We start from the raw sequence: 16855 nt of genomic DNA on the forward strand, positions 1-16855 counted from the left end.
AATGTTATGCGGTTTTAATTTTTAGCGAAGCCTTTTTTGCTTGACTGGCTTTACGCAATTGACGAAAACCATGAATAATTAAAAACGCAATGCCTAACCAGATCAGCCCATAACTATAGAGCATCGCTGACTCAAACGGATTACCTAGCACCGTAATTGCTAAGATAAATAGCAGTGCCGGCTCTAGGTAGCTCATCATGCCGTACACATTGACTGGCAGCATTTGACTGGCATCGACGTTGGTTTTCATCGCCAGCACGCTTAAGATACCTAGTCCTATTAGCATCATAATAAAGAAGCCTGAGCCGCCAACTAAGCTCAAACTACTTGGCGCTATAAAGCATAGATACCCTAAAGCAAACGGTGCAAAAATAGTCAAATCAACCAGTAAGCCCGTTATCGCACCAATGCCTTGCAGACGGCGAATAATATAATACAGCGGATAAGTGCCGCACACCCAAAGTGTTGCCCAAGACACGCTTTGGGTACGTACAATCTCACTGCCAACGCCAAGCGCAGCAAAGCCTACCGCCAACCATTGTAAGCGGCTAAGCTTTTCACCGAATAGTACACAACCGAACACCACCATCATCAATGGGAACAGGAAATAACCCATCGCCGTTTGTACGCCTTGGCCATTGATGGGTGCCCACATAAATAGCCAAAACTGGCTCAAAAATATTGGCGTTGGTAGTAGCAGCCATGCCCACTGCTTGGCTGCTCTTAGCTGTTTTAACTTACCGATATGCAAGCTTAGACGCCCGCTAACCACTAAGTAGCCTACGAGTGCCGCCCACATCGCTAGCATGCGCCAGATAAAAACCTGCGTGCCCGATAACGGCGCTAAAAAGTGACTATAAGCATAAAGTACACCAAATAATGCATTAGACAATACCGCTAATGCCGCGCCCATAATTAACGTGCGCTGCTTAGCGCTACCTGAAGCCCAAATCGCAGGTACAGGCAAGCGTGAGATAGTGCTTGTGAATACCGATGATAAAGTAGTGGTTGACATAGACGCTCCAAAATTGAACTAAACTTTATACCTCAGCATCTTGTTGTTATTAAGCTGAGGGAAGCTAGTTTACCCGAGCGCTTTGAGATATTATTTCTATATTTAACTATTTATAAATTTATTTATCGCAATATCGCAGTATTATTCATTATTTATCACAATTTAGGGTTGTTACTGATTATCCTTATTGACTAATGAACCTTGCCTAATTAAGAAGTCTACTACTATGACGCACACTCTTGATCAAACCGACAAAGCCATACTAAATCTACTACAAGACGATGCGACTTTACCGCTAAAAACCATTGCCGAAAAAGTACACGTGTCTACTGCAACCGCACAGCGACGGGTACAGGCGCTAATAGATAATGAGGTAATTAGCAAACAGGTTGCTATTGTCAATCCAAACAAGGTGGGATACGGCCTAACAGCAATAGTGATGATACAGATGCTACGCTCGAATAACTCGATGCAGCACCGATTTGAGCGCCTAATGAGCAGCCAGCCCCGGGTGATGAGCTGTTATGAAGTATCAGGGGATGCGGATTTTATGCTGATGGTCAATGCCAAAAATATGCAAGATTACCATCAATTTACCCGCGATTTGCTGACGCATGATAATAATGTGCGTAGTTTTAGCAGTCAGTTTGTGATGAACTTCACCAAAAGTGGCACGAAGATATTATTGGATTAATCTTACACTATCAATCACTTATCGGTGATTGAATATCACATCCTGAGTACGATTCATGTTAAGATGAGCGCCTTTAAATGAGCGGCTCACTAAAACTGATAGTAGCGGCTACATGCAAAACACATTTTTTTGATTAAGGTCTGTCCATGTCTGCCGATACCATTGCCCATACCGCCTTTAAACAAGGCACTAAACCGTTATATGACTACGATAAGCACTGGGCGAGCTGCTATGAGCCGGCGCCTTATCTACCGATGAGCCGAGCCGAGATGGACGCGCTAGGCTGGGATGCTTGCGATGTTATCATCGTATCGGGCGATGCGTATGTCGATCATCCAAGCTTCGGTATGGCAATCATTGGGCGTTTGCTTGAGTCGCAAGGCTTTCGCGTCGGTATCATCGCCCAGCCTGATTGGAAGAGCAAAGACGCCTTTATGGAGCTTGGCAAACCTGTCTACGCTTATGGTGTCACCGCCGGCAATATGGATAGCATGATCAACCGCTACACTGCTGATCGCAAGATACGTAGCGATGATGCTTACTCACCAGGCAATGTAGCGAACAAACGCCCGGACCGCGCCGCTATCGTCTATAGTCAACGCTGCCGTGAAGCTTATCCTGATGTGCCCATTATCTTAGGCGGCATCGAAGGCAGCCTGCGCCGTATCGCCCATTATGATTATTGGTCGGATAAAGTACGTCGTAGTATTTTGCTCGATAGCCGCGCTGATGTCTTACTCTACGGTAACGCTGAGCGCGCTATCGTCGACGTGGTGCATGGTTTATCCAAAGGCTATACCTTTGAGCAAATGAGCAGCCTTCGCGGTACAGCTTATCTATTGACTCCAAGCCGTCGCCACTGGCAAGCGCATATGACAGAGGTCGCCAGTAACGATGTCGATACCGTTGGCCGTGTCGATCCAATTATCAACCCTTATGTGATGACTGAAGACGTTGATAGCTGCAAAATTGAGCAAGAAAAGCCTAGCGATTCGCCCGTTGGCCAAGCGATGACTGGTATGTCTGCCCAATACGCAGGATTTGTCGCAGAGCCTGTCACTAATAAAGTTCTGAACGCTGAGCAAGTCGATACGGATACGCAAGTGGTGCAAATGCGCGGTATGGAGGCTGAAGATAATAAAGAATATAAGCCAAAAACTGCTCTTAAACATAAGCTAAAAATGCCGCCACGTGAGCAAACTGTCATTCGCTTGCCCGACTACGATCATGTCAAATCAGATCCGGTGCTCTACGCGCATGCCAGCCGTATTCTACATCTCGAGACTAACCCGGGTAACGCGCGGGCGCTAGTGCAGCGTCATAGTAGCGGCGCGGGTAACTCCTTCACTTCTATCGATGTCTGGCTCAATCCACCGCCAATTCCGCTATCGACCGAAGAGATGGATTATGTCTTTGACTTGCCTTATGCACGTTTGCCGCATCCGAGCTACGGCGATGCGCGTATCCCTGCTTATGACATGATTAAGTTTTCGGTCAATATCATGCGCGGCTGTTTCGGCGGTTGTACTTTTTGCTCAATCACCGAGCACGAAGGTCGTATTATTCAAAACCGCTCTGAGGACTCTATCCTACGTGAAGTCGAAGCCATTCGTGATACCGCGCCAAACTTCACAGGCGTCATCTCCGACCTTGGCGGCCCGACGGCCAATATGTATCGCCTTAACTGTAAAGATGAAACCATCGAAAAGCACTGCCGTAAGCCCTCTTGTGTCTATCCAGACGTCTGCGAAAACCTGCTTACTGATCATAGTAATTTGACTCAGCTATACCGTAAAGCGCGTGATATCAAAGGCGTGAAGAAGATCCTGATTGCATCCGGTCTACGTTATGATCTGGCGGTAAAAGATCCAGAATACGTCAAAGAGCTGGTCAGCCATCACGTTGGTGGTTATCTAAAAATTGCCCCAGAGCATTCAGAAGAAGGCGTACTGTCCAAGATGATGAAGCCGGGCATGGGCTCATACGATAAGTTCAAAGCGATGTTTGAGCAATACAGTCAAGAGGCCGGTAAAGAGCAGTATCTAATACCTTATTTTATCGCCGCGCACCCCGGTACTAAAGACGAAGACATGATGAATCTGGCGCTGTGGCTCAAAAGCTATGGCTACCGCGCCGATCAAGTACAAGCCTTTTACCCAAGCCCTATGGCAACAGCGACGACGATGTATCACACTCACAAAGACCCGCTACATAAAGTCAGCCGCGTGGGCGGGGATATGGATATCGTCAAATCAGGTAAGCAGCGTAAATTGCATAAAGCCTTTTTGCGTTACCATGATCCTAAAAACTGGGCAATACTGCGTAAAGCGCTGCAAGATATGGGCCGTAGCGATCTTATCGGTAAAAACCGTGGCTGCCTTATCCCGCCATATAATGCGCATCTAGAAGGCCGCGATGCGGCGCAGGACAGCTATCAATCGGCGCGTAAGAAAAATAGCCGCGTTGGTAATGACTCAGCTAAGCGTCAGAACCGTAATAAAAATAGTACTAATAAAGCTCAAGCCAACAACCGCTCCAAAAAGAGAGTCAGCAAAGGTAACTTTCAGACTCAGCATACGGGCTTACCGCCGCGTAAGACTAAATAACGTGAGATAGAAAAGTGTAAATAGCACGAAGCTCCAAAAAAGGCGCTTGTTGGCTTAAGTCAGCAAGCGCTTTTTTTAGTTAAATTTCATAATTACATTAGTCAATATTTATGCAATGAAGTTATAAGGTAGTGAACAATTCCTAACACTCTAGAGTAGATGCATTGGTTACCATAAATGTTATGCACCTACAGTGCTAGAACCCCTAATAATAAAGTAATATATTTTGGAGATGTTTATGAATACTATGATGAAACTCACCGCTACCCTACCTGCCGTTGCTCTACTAGCAGCCTGCTCTACCACTACTCCTACCGCTCCTACTACTCCAGCCACTCCGACAAATGGTACGAGTGATATGGCTTACGATCGTATGGCGCCTGCCCCTTATACTTGTACTGATGATAGCCAAATCCTAGCAAAGCAGTCCATTAATAAAAATCAGGCGACTATCAGTGCCACTGTTCCTAAACTGAACTGGTCACAGCAAGAAGTGATCTTAGTCGGCGGCGTCAATGGCGACACGGCAAGCTATATTAATGACTCTAACCCAGATATCATCTATGCTTGGCACATGAAAGGTGATGAAGCTATATTGGCTACGAAATGGGCAAATGGTAAAGAGTACCAAGTCAACTGTAAGATGGGTCGTTAATAGTATTGCGTCAATCAAGCAGTGATAGTGATTGAGCTTTAACTAAAACTATATTTGTATTGATTAGCAATACGTTAAACAGTCATCGAGTGATGGCTGTTTTTTTATGGCCGATTAAGTGGTGAACGCTTATAAAAGCTGTCAAAATAATAGCAATGCTAATTGCCTATAATTCATGCTCAAATAAGCTGTTTATAAAAAAGGAAGAGTGATGAGAATTCATCTATTACGTCTAACGCTAGCATCTACGCTTAGCATAGCCGCATTAACGGGTTGTGATACTAGTAACCAAGATAGCGTCGCTACTTCTGCTAATACTGAGGGAAATGTCTCTGTAGAGGTCAATAATGCGACTACTGCAAATAAAACCTCGTCAGTAGTTACCGATATTGACTGGTCAAAAGTGGCTAGTGGTGAACAAGCGGCTGAACGAGCTAATTATGATTACCCCTTTGCTATCGATAGCCAAAACGTGCAGGACTATGCCGATTATTTTAACGTCGATAAGGCAACAGCGCAGCATAATCTCACCGTCGGCATGGCAAGTAATGAGGCCGTATCAAAAGTCCTTAACCAACTAGAAAGCACATACACCTCGCACGAGCTTACCGATGGCGAAACGGTTGAGCTTATCGTTCATACGACTCCTGAGGTCACTGCTAGCCAATACGAGTATGTGTTCGCCGATGACTTTGCTAAAGGTTTGATATTGCCGATTAGGATTGTTCCGGATGGTAAAAAGAATGAGGCTATGGTTAATCCGCATGAGGATTAGATAGTTGGTTAGCGTGGTACTCTAAATTTAAATTTTAGGTGGCAAAAGTTGAGCGGATTATAGTATTTAGTCACATATAAACCTACAACCTCCGATCTATTTACATCTCGTGCCCACATACAATTGATGTTAAAATCTATCTTTTATTTATACATAGGGCGCTTTATTTTATGCAGACTGTCGAAGAGCTGGCACAAGGTGCTTGTAACTATTGGCCAACGCAGTTGGTAGAAGAAGCGGCGGACAAAAGCACATTGATTCCGCTGCTTGAAACGCAAGATATTTTTATCAATGTTTTAAAGTTTGCTGATGCCACCCCCTACGCTTGGCAGCAAGCACTGGCTCAAAATAAAAAGCTGTCTGCCAATTTATTTTTGAAGCATTTGATGGTACTAACCGATATTGGCGGCGAACGCTTACAGCGCTATGGCAAAGACTTTGCTCAGCTGTTTCCTACAGGTCAGCTACAATTTACCGCTGATGATGTGATTCATACTTATGTATTTAGCACTCCTAAAAAGCGGGTTTGGAACAATAAAAAGCTTAGAGTAGAAAAGACGCTATTACTTGAAAACAGGCAAACCTTTGATCATGATATGCTCGATGTATGCATGTTATTGATTTGGGGCGCGAATACGACAGACCCTGCCAATTTGCCAGATGAAATCTTAGAAAAAGCAATTATTGGCAGTATGATTGGTGATGCCGATAAGCTAGAAAAATATATCAAAGAGCGCTATTTGTTTGTCAGTCGTCAAATTGGTGGATCGACCGCTAATGACTTAGGGTACATTTGTGAAGGTTATATTAAAGATAAGCTACAAGCCATGTTGCCTGACGACTACACTTTTGACGGTCATACTCTAAGAAACATGACATTAAACAACGATCAACTCACCAAATTTGATTTGGTCATTTCTAATGCTAAAACGGATCGCTCTATAGGTATAGAAATTAGCTTTCAAGTCACTACCAATTCTGTTATTGAAAGAAAGTCACAAAATGCCAATAACAGGCAGTCTATAGCACATTCGCATGGGCATAAAGTAGGTTATATTATCGATGGCTCAGGGAACTTTCAAAGAAAAAGCGCCGTGCAAAACATTTTAAATTATAGTGATTTCACCGCTAATTTTTCTGATGCAAGTTTATCAAAGATGGCTAACTATATAAAAGACAACGTTTGATGATTACATTTATTGATTTATTCGCTGGAACGGGTGGTATCCGTCTGGGGTTTGAACAAGCACTGAATAAAAATGGTATCAAAACCAAATGCGTGCTTAGTGCAGAAATAGATAAAGAAGCTTGCAAAACTTACGAGCAAAACTTCGGTGAAAATCCATATTGTGATATTACTCAATTGTCTGACGTAAAAGATTTTGACGTATTATTAGCAGGATTTCCTTGCCAAGCTTTTTCTTCTGCAGGTAAGCGATTAGGTTTTGAAGACACAAGAGGCACATTGTTTTTTGATGTGGCACGCTTGATTGCCACCAAACAGCCTTCTATGTGTGTTTTAGAAAATGTCAGGGGTCTTGTCAGTCATAATAAAGGCAAAACTTTTGAAACTATTAAAAATGTACTGAGTGACTTAGGGTATCAATTTGAATATAGACTATTAAACTCTAGTAATTATGGTGTGGCACAAAATCGGGTGCGTATCTATATTGTCGCCGTTAAAGACGCCAAACCTATCCTGACATTAGCAAATGATGTTGGCGCCGTAGACTCACATGCTTTCAAACAAAGTCTGACCACTATGGATTTGTTTGAAAGTATTCAGCCTGTATTGGTTAAAGATATTTTAGAGTCAAACCCCAACGAGTATTACGATTGTTCTGACACATTTATTTCTCAACTAACTCAGGTTTTGGATGGTGATTTAGATAGATTACATGGCATACGCCTTATTGATAGCCGTGGTGGCAACTCTATACATTCATGGGATTTAGGATTGCGCGGACAATGCACTCCCCATGAAATTGATTTTATGAATTTGTTAATCGCTAATCGCCGAAAAAATATTTTTGGTACGCATCAAGATGGCAAAGCATTGAGCAAAGAACAAATTGCTACTTTTTATCCCTATGACGATATAAACACGGTCATTGAGTCTTTATTGGATAAACGCTATATTAAAGAAAAAGAGGGTCTATACAATTTAGTCGCAGGTAATATGTCTTTTGAGGTGTTCAAATTCCTTGATCCTGATAGCGTATCAATTACATTAACAGCCTCTGATTCTAACAGGCTAGGGGTTTATCATAATGGGCGCGTACGGCGTTTGACACCTAGAGAATGCGCCAGATTACAAGGTTTTCCAGATTCTTACGTCTTGCATCCAAAAGACAGTTTTGCATACAAACAATTAGGTAACGCTGTAAGTGTGCCTGTTATAAAAGCGTTGGTTACAGATGTTTTAATTCATAACCCTAGTTTATTTGAATAAACTAGGGTCTTGTTTTTGCTAACTTTGCTCGTTTGCACTACTCTCCAACCATCGCCAAAAACTCTTCCTCACTCACCACTTTCACACCCAATTTTTCCGCTTTGGTTAGTTTTGATCCAGCTTTTTCCCCTGCCAGTAGCGCCGTAGTTTTGGCAGATACACTGCCTACCACTTTTGCGCCTAAGGCTTGCAGTTTTGCTTTGGCTTCGTCACGTGCCATGCTCGCAAGCGCGCCGGTGATGACCCACGTCTGCCCATCGAGCAACAAGCCATCTGCCGAGACCACCTCGACGGCGTCCCAATGTACGCCAGCAGCGCGCAGCTTTTCAATAACTTCAACATTGTGCGGGGCGCGGAAGAACTCGTAGGTCAGCTCGGCGGTAATCGTACCAACGTCTGGCGTGGCGATAAGGGCATCCATATCGGCGCTCATTAAGCTATCTAAATCACCAAATTGTTGCGCGAAGTTTTGTGCGGTGCCTTCGCCAACACCGCGAATACCGAGCGCATAGATGAATCTCGCTAAGGTGGTTTTTTTACTGGCTTCAACAGCTTCGATGATGTTCTGTACCGATTTCTCGCCGAGTTTTTCAAAGGTAATCATTTCATCCTGATGCTTATGCAACTGATAAATATCAGCGACGGTTTTGATAAGGCCATGCTCAAAAAAACTCATCAGCCAGCGCTCGCCCAGCCCATCGATATCCATCGCCCGCCGTGAGACAAAGTGGATAAGCGCCTCAACTTGCTGCGCAGGACAAAACAAACCGCCTGTACAGCGCGCTAAGGCTTCGCCCTCGGGTAGCACTACGGGTGAGTCGCAAACCGGGCAAGTGGAAGGTAGCTCGACAGGCTGAGAATCATCTGGGCGTTGCTCTTCCCAAACGCGGGTGACTTTGGGAATGACGTCACCAGCACGATGGACGCTGACCATATCGCCCGCTCGCACATCTAAGCGCTGAATCTCGCCAAAATTATGCAAGGTGACGTTACTGACAGTGACGCCGCCAACTTTGACCGGCTCTAACTTGCCGACTGGGGTAATTTGCCCGGTACGCCCGACTTGCCATTCGATAGTATGCAGGCGGGTCATCACGGTTTCGGCAGGGAATTTATAAGCCGTCGCCCAGCGTGGTTCTCTAGATAAAAAGCCTAATTGCTGCTGCAGAGCAAGGCTGTTGACTTTAATCACTGTTCCGTCAATCTCAAACGGTAGTTTTTCGCGTTTTTCAATCACTGACTCATAGTACGCTTGCGCCTCGCGTGGATTGGCAACCACGCGCACTGCGCTGACGGTAAAGCCAATATCGCCAAGCCAAGCCAGTGCACCCGATTGAGTGTCGATACGCTCAGGCAAGCCTTGATTGACCGAATAGCCATAGAACGCTAACGGGCGACTGGCCGCTACCGCAGGGTCGAGCTGACGCAAACTTCCTGCTGCGGCATTGCGTGGATTGGCGAAGGTTTTTTCACCATTTTCCTCTGCTAGACGATTGAGGCGCTCGAAACCGGCTTTTGGCATTAACACCTCACCGCGTACTTCTAGCAATTCGATATCTTTGGCATCTGCCAGCCACAAAGGCAGATTACGAATAGTTTTGACATTTTGGGTGATATCCTCGCCCGTTTGCCCATCGCCGCGAGTGACCGCTTGTACATACTGGCCATACTCGTATTTTAGCGACACGGCCAAGCCATCGAGCTTCATCTCCATCTCATACTCAGGGTTTTGCTGGGCGGCGCTTAGACGATCATTGACGCGGCGCATAAAGTCGCTGAGTTCATCATAATCAAAGACATTGCCAAGCGATAACATAGCAATGTCATGGGTGACTTGGGTAAAGGCCGATAGCGGCACATCACCGACTTGATTAATCGGGCTATCAGGCTGCACCAAATCTGGATACTCTTCTTCAAGCTCGATAAGGGACAGACGCAGCTGATCGTACTCGCTATCCTCAATCATAGGATTATCAAGGACGTAATAGGCATTATTATGCGTTTTTAGCGCTGCAATCAAGGTGCGCATTTTGCTAATGACATCGCTATCATGGGTCGCATGGGTCGCATGGTTTTTAGAGTTATGAGTATTATTAGAGTTGCCAGAGTCAGTCATAGTCGGTATCTATAGTGGTTATTGAGCGATTGATAATAGCAACTATGATAACAATTTAGGGGGCGCTTTACAGTAAAGACTGGCGTAAAAAAACGCCACTTTTGCTTAATAAAAATGACGTTAAATGAGAGGTTATTTGGCTATTTTAGCTGTCGTAATCGCGGACTTGATTGCGTAGCTGCTGCTTATAATCTGGCGTAATCGGTTCGTTATTTTCGTCTAGCATTATCGCATCAAGATCGCTTGCCATCATATAGGCAATACTCATCATGCTATCAAAACTACGCACCGCTTGCGGATGTGGCAGCGATAAAAACAACACCACGCCGCTATAGACATTGGTCGCCACGCTATGCGGATCAAAAGGTGCGATACCATTATCAGTGATACCCATCATGCTAAACCAAAGCATACCGGTGCCGTCTTTTTGCTCATAACGATGGAACATATTCATCGCGCCAAAGCGCAAGCCGTACTTATCCACTAAGGTTAATAAATCACTGCCGCGAATAATCACATTCGGGCGCTCACGGCTTTGCTGCGGCAAAATAGTAATATTGATGTTGTCTTTGGCATTTATCAGCGGTCCGTTTTGCGCCTCATCAATAGGCGTCAATAAGTGCTGGTCGAGCACAGGGCTGTTGTCCGTGAAGCTCGGCTCCTCGGCAGTATCAATCACGGGCATCAGGCTATCGGTCGCTGACATCAGGCTTGAAAAAGCATCCGGCTCGCTTTGAATGTCAGAGTTATTGTCTTGGGCGAATTGCGCAAACTCTTCGTCATCTGCGCGCTGCTGTTCTGCTTGCCAGCGGGCATACTCAGGATTGGTTTCATTATCATTGACATCAGCCGTCGTACCACGATTTTGTGTCAGCTGCGCATCAACCTCAGTATAGTTTTGTGTCAACGGCTCTTCTTCAACCACAGCACTCAGATACTCTCTATTAGGAGCAATCGTTGTCTCACCGGCGATAGTATCATCGAAGTCTGGCTCATCAACGACATTGCGCTCATGACGCGGAATGATAGGGATACCGTTTTTATCATAATTAACGGCGGCCGCATCAGTATCTTGTCGGCGCTTGAAACTACGAATGACCATAAACAGTCCTGCTAGCACAATCAAAGCGGCAATGGCGATCAACACAAACTGGATAGCGGTCATAAGAGAATACATCCTAATAATAATATAGCTAACAATATAGGTAATGATAAAAGTAATCAGAGCATATACAGCAGTTTAAACGCTATCAGTCTAGCACGGCTACCTAAAAGCGTCATCACCTTGTAACGGTTTGACACTTGATACTCATCATTGCACGTGCCGTTCAGTAGATGATAGCGGGTAAAAAGCGTGTAGAAAACGAATAGAAACTTGCCATAAATATAACGGCTTTGATTTTACCCTAAATTATAAAGTTTGTTTATCAATACTTAACTCATGATATAGTAAATCCTAAATAAAAAGAGTAAAAGAGTACAGGCATTGTAATGTGCTACTGGTATAAATTTTCCTTGCGTGCTGCGTTCCCAGAGGCTGCGCAAAATTCATTCCAGTAGCACTGCATTTCTTTTATAGTGGATCGACTATAGTTAACTTTCGATGTACTTTTCGGCTTCATCAAGTGAGACGCTGACTAAAGTAGAAACACCTGCGCTAGGCATAGTGATACCTTTTAGCTCATCGGCAATCTGCATCGAGAGCTTATTATGGCTAATGAAGATAAACTGTAAATCATCCGCCAACTCATGAATCAAGCTAGTAAAACGAGCAACATTAGCATCGTCAAGCGGCGCATCGACTTCATCGAGCACGCAAAACGGCGCCGGATGCTGTTTAAATATGGCAAAAATTAGGCTCAGCGCAGTCAAGGTCTTTTCGCCGCCTGAGAGTACAGCGAGACGGCTATTACGCTTGCCTTTTGGCTGCGCCATTAACGTCAACCCTGCGCGCCAATGTTCAGATTTATCAGCGCTGATATCAGATTGGGTATCCGTAGGCATATCCTGCAAATCTAGCGTTAGACTGGCTTGCCCGCCGCCAAATACTTTGGCGAACAGTTTAGATAACTCACCATTGACCGACTCCAAGGTTTGCATAAATAGCGTCTTAGTCGTCTCATCAATCGAAGCAATAGCATCCGTCAAAGTCTGCATACTAGCGGCAATATCTTCGGTCTGCTGTGCAAGCGGCTCTAAGCGTTCATTAACCTCAGCCAGCTCTGCCACTGCTGCCAGATTGACCGCGCCTATTTTACTGATTTGCTGCTCAAGACTGGCCTGCTCAGCTTGTAATTCAGCGATTTTCTCGGGACGGACGCGGCGTTTATGAGTAATAAAATCGGTTAATAAGCTTGAGACACTTATCTGCGGCGGCGCAGCCTTTAACGCCTGCTCACTACTATTAGATAAAATATAATGGTACTCATCTAATGCGCTCTGTACGCTATCCTTTGCATCGTTGAGTTTAGACTCGCTCAGCGCCAGCTCTGTCGCCTGTTTGGCATTGCTCTCTTGCTGATCCTGTAAGGTAGTCTGCAAAGTATCTAAGGCAGATTGCTGCTCGTTGTACCCATCTTTAAGGATGCTCAGGGCGGCTTCACGCGTGGCTAATAAATCTTGCTGCTCATCGCGCTTGGCTTTTATAGTCTGTAATGTGGCCTGCAGCGTTGGCAGTTGTTGTTGGTAGCTGTCACGATTGGCGATCAGTGTCTGCCAGTTTTGTAAAGACTCATCAAGAAATTGCGCTGCACGCTGTAGACTATTAGCACTATGCTCAAGGTGCATCTCAAGTTTTTGTTGGCGCAGCTGCAGGGCTTGCCAATCGGCGTCAACTTTTTGGCGATTGCGCTGCAGCTCGTGACGCTCTTCTTGTAGCTGCTGACGCCGATCCTGTGCAGCTTGGACTTTGGGCCTTATGAGTTGTAAGTCTGTTTCGATTTGCACGCACTCATCATTGAGTGTTTGTTGCTCGGCGGCAAGCTCTTGTTGCTCGTGCTTCAGTGCCAATTTGTCGCTCTGCAAACGCTGGGCATCGGCCTGTCTTTGCTTGAGGGCAGCTTTCTCAGTTGCCAATTGCTGCTGATAATCATACACCTCACGGGTAAGCTGCTCGTTTTGAGCGCGGCTCTCATCTAAGCTGATTCTTAGCGCGTCATACTCGCTTTGGCTTCTCTTTATTTGCTTATGCAAGCAATCAATGTGCTCATCGCTAGTATCAAGCAGCTCTTCCAACTCTATTAAACGCTGCTGCTGTTGCATACGCTGCATCAAAAATTGACTGTTTTGCGCAGCGTCTTGTTGCTTGGCGAATTGATTAAAATTCATAGTGCCACTAGCGCTAATCAACCAACCTTCTGCAGTCACTAATAAAACCGATGACGGCAATACTTTTAGGATTTCGGTCAATTCTGCAGTGGTCTCGCGGTTAGGCGCATCATCTGCAAGATATAAATAACACTGCTGCCATATCGCTAAAGCAGGCTTAGTAATTAATGCAGATAAAGGCTGTACTTTAGCTTGCAAATTAGCAGGTAGCTTGGCTGTAAAACCCTGATCAGCGCTATCGGCCATCTGTGCAGGCAGCCACAAACTATGGCGACTAACTGACTGTTTATTAGCTTCACTTTGGGAGTGTTGACTATGCTGAAAGCTCAGTAAATTTGGCAGATATCTAGAAAGCTCTGGCTCTGAGATTAGACCCACTTGCTCATCAGTAAGCACTTGGCTATCTAGCCATAATGCTAATACCTTATCAAGGGTTTGCGCATGCTCCTTGCCAAGTGGACTAAGCTTGATTTGCTCGCGCAAAGTGGAAACCGGCAGTAGATTGTCAGTATTAATAACAACGTCATTTGCCAAACCTTTATCCGACTTCTCTTTTTGTGCGGTCGGCTTCTGAGTCGTTTTGGCATGTACGATCTTATGTAGCGTATCGTACTCGCCTGCCAGTAGCGCGTGGCTTTTTTCTTGTGCTGTCACCTCGCGTAGCTGCTCGGTCAAACGCTGCTGCAACGTATGAGCTTGCGGTTGCAAATCCGCTAGCCGTTCAGCGACGCTATCTTGCTGACGCGCACGCTGCTGTAACTGAGCTTCTATCTCATCGATAACGCTGCTGGCGCTTTTGTCTTGCTCATCTATGCTCAAAGAGTCATCATGAGTAGGGCTTTGAGTCTGCGCCTGATCCCACAGCGTTTGCCAACTTTGCTGGCGAGCAGCGAGCTTCTCTTGACTCAGCTGATGACGCTTTTGCGCTTGGCTATTGATGGCTTGCTGCTGCTCGAGGGTACGCACGTTATCTTGCAGACGCGTTAACTGCGATTGTGACTCAGACCATGCGCGTTGTAGTGGCGGCTCTTCCGCTTGATACGTTTGCCGCTTCTTGGTTAGCTTAGTAAGCTCTGGCTGCAGGCGAGCAAGCTCGAGCTGCTGCTGATCCTGCTCATCCTTTATTCTATCAAGCTCGTCAGTCGACTGCTGACGCTGCCGCTCCAAAGCAACCAGCTGCTGCTCAATCACTGTTAGCTTCGCCATAACATCGTCTAGCTGATGCTTTGCTTGTTGAAGCTCAAGCTGCTGATGATAATGCGCGCTTTGTGCCTCGTCTTTTAGCCATTGCTCTTGGTTAATCTGGGTGCTGAGCTTGTCTTGCTTATGCTTTAACTGCTCATAGTGCGCTTGCAGCTCTTTGAGTGCTAAATCACTACCTTCATACGCATTCTTATGTTGCAGTTGGGCTTGTTTGGCTTGATATAACTGCTGAATCGCCAGTTGTTGCTTAATATCCGCTAAGGTCTCGGCCAGCTCATTGTAGCGCTGAGCGCTGCTCGCTTGACGCGCTAAGCTTTTTTGTTGACGGACTAGCTCGCTTTGCATATCGTGCAGACGCGCTAAATTCTCCTGTGTCTTTTCAAGCTTCTTTTGCGTCTCTATCCGCCGAGCCTGATAACGCGATACCCCCGCCGCCTCTTCGATAAACTCGCGCAGCTGCATGGGGCTTGAATCAACGATACGTCCGATCATGCCTTGCTCAATCACGGCATAACTACGCGCGCCAAGCCCTGTGCCCAAAAACACATCGACCACATCACGGCGACGACAGCGTGTACCATTGATAAAATAATCGGAGCGGCCCTCCATGTTGACTTGCCGACGTACTGATAGCTCCTGATAGAGGTTGAGCTCGTGGCGAATGCCCGTCTGCTTATCTTGGGTATGTTCAAAGGTCAGCTCAACGCTGGCCACGCTTTTAGCCGATTTATCTTGCGTACCGGCAAAGATTACATCCCTCATCGCGCCGCCGCGCAACTGCTTGGCGGAGGTCTCGCCTAATACCCAACGGATTGCATCAATGACGTTTGATTTGCCGCAGCCGTTTGGCCCGACGATAGCAGTGATGCCGCGAGGGAAGCTAAAAGTAGTGACATTGGCAAAGGACTTAAAGCCTGCCAGTTTGAGAGATTTTAAACGCATAAACGGTGAGTTTTTCGATAATAAAACAGGCGGCTATTCTACCTGAAATTGGGATGGGTTTTTAGGGTCTTTAAAGGTATTGCGTTTGCACGAGATCAGCTTGGCTACAAGTTTGCTTAGCCGCTTTGCTTTGAATATAACGACTCTTACTACGCAAAAGACATTTAAAAAGAAGATAATTACAACACCCCAATCCCACTCAAAAACAGCTGCCCGCCTGCAAATATCAATAATACTCCAAAAGCTCGTTTCAGCATCAGTGCTGGCAGTTGGTGCGCAAGCTTTGCACCGATTTTAGCTGTAATAAAGCTAGCCACCGATATACAGATAAAGCCAATAATATGCACAAAACCTATCGTGCCTGCGGGTAGATTAGCTACATCTTGCCCAAACCAAGCAAACCCGAGTGCTCCCGCCACTGCAATAGGCAGACCACAAGCGGCGGAGGTGCCAACCGCTTGCTTCATCGGAAGCCCTGCCCAATTCAAAAATGGTACGGTCAGACTACCGCCGCCAATGCCAAATATGGAGGATGCCATACCGATACCTGTCCCTGCTCCGACTTGTATGCCTTTAGAAGGTAGCGGTTTGCCTAATTGTTCTTTATTAGAAAAAAACAGCATCTTCAGCGCGACTAATAAAGCACCGATACCGATGATCGCTTGTAGTGCTTGTCCATTTATCATGTCAGCAATGCCTGCGCCAACGACACTACCCACGACAAGGCCGATAGCCATACCGCGCCAAATCTCCCAGCGCACGCCGCCGCGTTTATTATGCGCAGTCAATGAACTGATAGACGTGACGATAATAGTCGCCAGAGAGGTGCCAACCGCTAAGTGAGTGACGACCTCTGGCGAAAAATTATACGCGGTAAAAATCCAAACGAGAGCCGGTACGATTATCATGCCGCCACCGATGCCGAATAAACCCGCGCAAACGCCAGCAAACGCGCCGGCAATCACAAACCATACATATAGCATTAACGAAATCCTTTATTTTGCGCTCTGATTATTCTGCTGTTTTGTTCAGCTATTATGGGTCTGCTATTTAATAAGATAACCTTTTAG

At 45.7% G+C, this 16855-nt stretch carries 11 protein-coding genes; 6 read left to right on the plus strand and 5 right to left on the minus strand.

Features of this window, described 5'->3' with window-relative positions:
- Window positions 1-4: 4 nt before the first annotated feature.
- On the minus strand, window positions 5-1015 hold the full coding sequence (rarD, locus tag I3248_RS03725; RefSeq protein ID WP_238062601.1) for an EamA family transporter RarD: 1011 nt from the start codon (window positions 1013-1015) through the stop codon (window positions 5-7).
- A gap of 226 nt (window positions 1016-1241) precedes the next feature.
- Here rarD and I3248_RS03730 point away from each other — a divergent pair, with 226 nt between their 5' ends.
- From I3248_RS03730 to I3248_RS03755, 6 genes are all read left to right on the plus strand, one after another.
- Window positions 1242-1709, plus strand: coding sequence for an Lrp/AsnC family transcriptional regulator (locus I3248_RS03730; protein ID WP_201558147.1), 468 nt, complete (start codon window positions 1242-1244; stop codon window positions 1707-1709).
- 146 nt (window positions 1710-1855) lie between these two features.
- Window positions 1856-4315, plus strand: a complete 2460-nt coding sequence (locus I3248_RS03735) for a YgiQ family radical SAM protein (RefSeq protein WP_238062602.1) — start codon at window positions 1856-1858, stop codon at window positions 4313-4315.
- Between the two features lie 238 nt (window positions 4316-4553).
- Window positions 4554-4970: a hypothetical protein gene (locus I3248_RS03740; RefSeq protein ID WP_238062603.1), complete on the plus strand. Its 417-nt coding sequence runs from the start codon at window positions 4554-4556 to the stop codon at window positions 4968-4970.
- 211 nt (window positions 4971-5181) lie between these two features.
- Window positions 5182-5745 (plus strand): hypothetical protein, encoded by a 564-nt coding sequence (locus I3248_RS03745; RefSeq protein ID WP_238062604.1) that lies wholly within the window; start codon window positions 5182-5184, stop codon window positions 5743-5745.
- Window positions 5746-5915: 170 nt separating this feature from the next.
- On the plus strand, window positions 5916-6932 hold the full coding sequence (locus I3248_RS03750; RefSeq protein WP_238062605.1) for a hypothetical protein: 1017 nt from the start codon (window positions 5916-5918) through the stop codon (window positions 6930-6932).
- Window positions 6932-8197: a DNA cytosine methyltransferase gene (locus I3248_RS03755; RefSeq protein WP_201600347.1), complete on the plus strand. Its 1266-nt coding sequence runs from the start codon at window positions 6932-6934 to the stop codon at window positions 8195-8197. The genes I3248_RS03750 and I3248_RS03755 overlap by 1 nt, the downstream gene beginning before the upstream one ends.
- A 37-nt stretch (window positions 8198-8234) precedes the next feature.
- Here the strand turns inward: I3248_RS03755 and ligA are convergent, their stop codons facing one another.
- The 4 genes from ligA to I3248_RS03775 all read right to left on the minus strand — a co-directional run bounded on the left by ligA (window position 8235) and on the right by I3248_RS03775 (window position 16768).
- Window positions 8235-10226, minus strand: a complete 1992-nt coding sequence (gene ligA, locus I3248_RS03760; RefSeq protein WP_238062631.1) for an NAD-dependent DNA ligase LigA — start codon at window positions 10224-10226, stop codon at window positions 8235-8237.
- 232 nt (window positions 10227-10458) lie between these two features.
- Window positions 10459-11478 (minus strand): cell division protein ZipA C-terminal FtsZ-binding domain-containing protein, encoded by a 1020-nt coding sequence (locus I3248_RS03765; protein WP_238062606.1) that lies wholly within the window; start codon window positions 11476-11478, stop codon window positions 10459-10461.
- A 428-nt stretch (window positions 11479-11906) separates the two neighbouring features.
- Window positions 11907-15785 carry an AAA family ATPase gene (locus tag I3248_RS03770; RefSeq protein WP_238062607.1) on the minus strand — a complete coding sequence of 1293 codons (3879 nt, stop codon included), beginning with the start codon at window positions 15783-15785 and terminating at the stop codon, window positions 11907-11909.
- Between the two features lie 179 nt (window positions 15786-15964).
- The gene (locus I3248_RS03775; protein WP_238062608.1) at window positions 15965-16768 is read right to left on the minus strand and encodes a sulfite exporter TauE/SafE family protein; all 804 of its coding nucleotides are present in this window, start codon (window positions 16766-16768) and stop codon (window positions 15965-15967) included.
- Window positions 16769-16855 lie beyond the last annotated feature (87 nt).

This window comes from Psychrobacter sp. Ps3 (assembly GCF_022129275.1).
Taxonomy (GTDB): Bacteria; Pseudomonadota; Gammaproteobacteria; order Pseudomonadales; family Moraxellaceae; genus Psychrobacter; species Psychrobacter submarinus.

Bases quoted from the DNA above. Each gene is read 5' to 3' on its own strand.
- I3248_RS03745 (WP_238062604.1), top strand. From the start codon at position 5,182: ATGAGAATTCATCTATTACGTCTAACGCTAGCATCTACGCTTAGCATA.
- I3248_RS03740 (WP_238062603.1), top strand. From the start codon at position 4,554: ATGAATACTATGATGAAACTCACCGCTACCCTACCTGCCGTTGCTCTA.
- ligA (WP_238062631.1), bottom strand. From the start codon at position 10,226: ATGCGCACCTTGATTGCAGCGCTAAAAACGCATAATAATGCCTATTAC.
- I3248_RS03765 (WP_238062606.1), bottom strand. From the start codon at position 11,478: ATGACCGCTATCCAGTTTGTGTTGATCGCCATTGCCGCTTTGATTGTG.
- I3248_RS03755 (WP_201600347.1), top strand. From the start codon at position 6,932: ATGATTACATTTATTGATTTATTCGCTGGAACGGGTGGTATCCGTCTG.
- I3248_RS03770 (WP_238062607.1), bottom strand. From the start codon at position 15,785: ATGCGTTTAAAATCTCTCAAACTGGCAGGCTTTAAGTCCTTTGCCAAT.
- rarD (WP_238062601.1), bottom strand. From the start codon at position 1,015: ATGTCAACCACTACTTTATCATCGGTATTCACAAGCACTATCTCACGC.
- I3248_RS03775 (WP_238062608.1), bottom strand. From the start codon at position 16,768: ATGCTATATGTATGGTTTGTGATTGCCGGCGCGTTTGCTGGCGTTTGC.
- I3248_RS03730 (WP_201558147.1), top strand. From the start codon at position 1,242: ATGACGCACACTCTTGATCAAACCGACAAAGCCATACTAAATCTACTA.
- I3248_RS03735 (WP_238062602.1), top strand. From the start codon at position 1,856: ATGTCTGCCGATACCATTGCCCATACCGCCTTTAAACAAGGCACTAAA.
- I3248_RS03750 (WP_238062605.1), top strand. From the start codon at position 5,916: ATGCAGACTGTCGAAGAGCTGGCACAAGGTGCTTGTAACTATTGGCCA.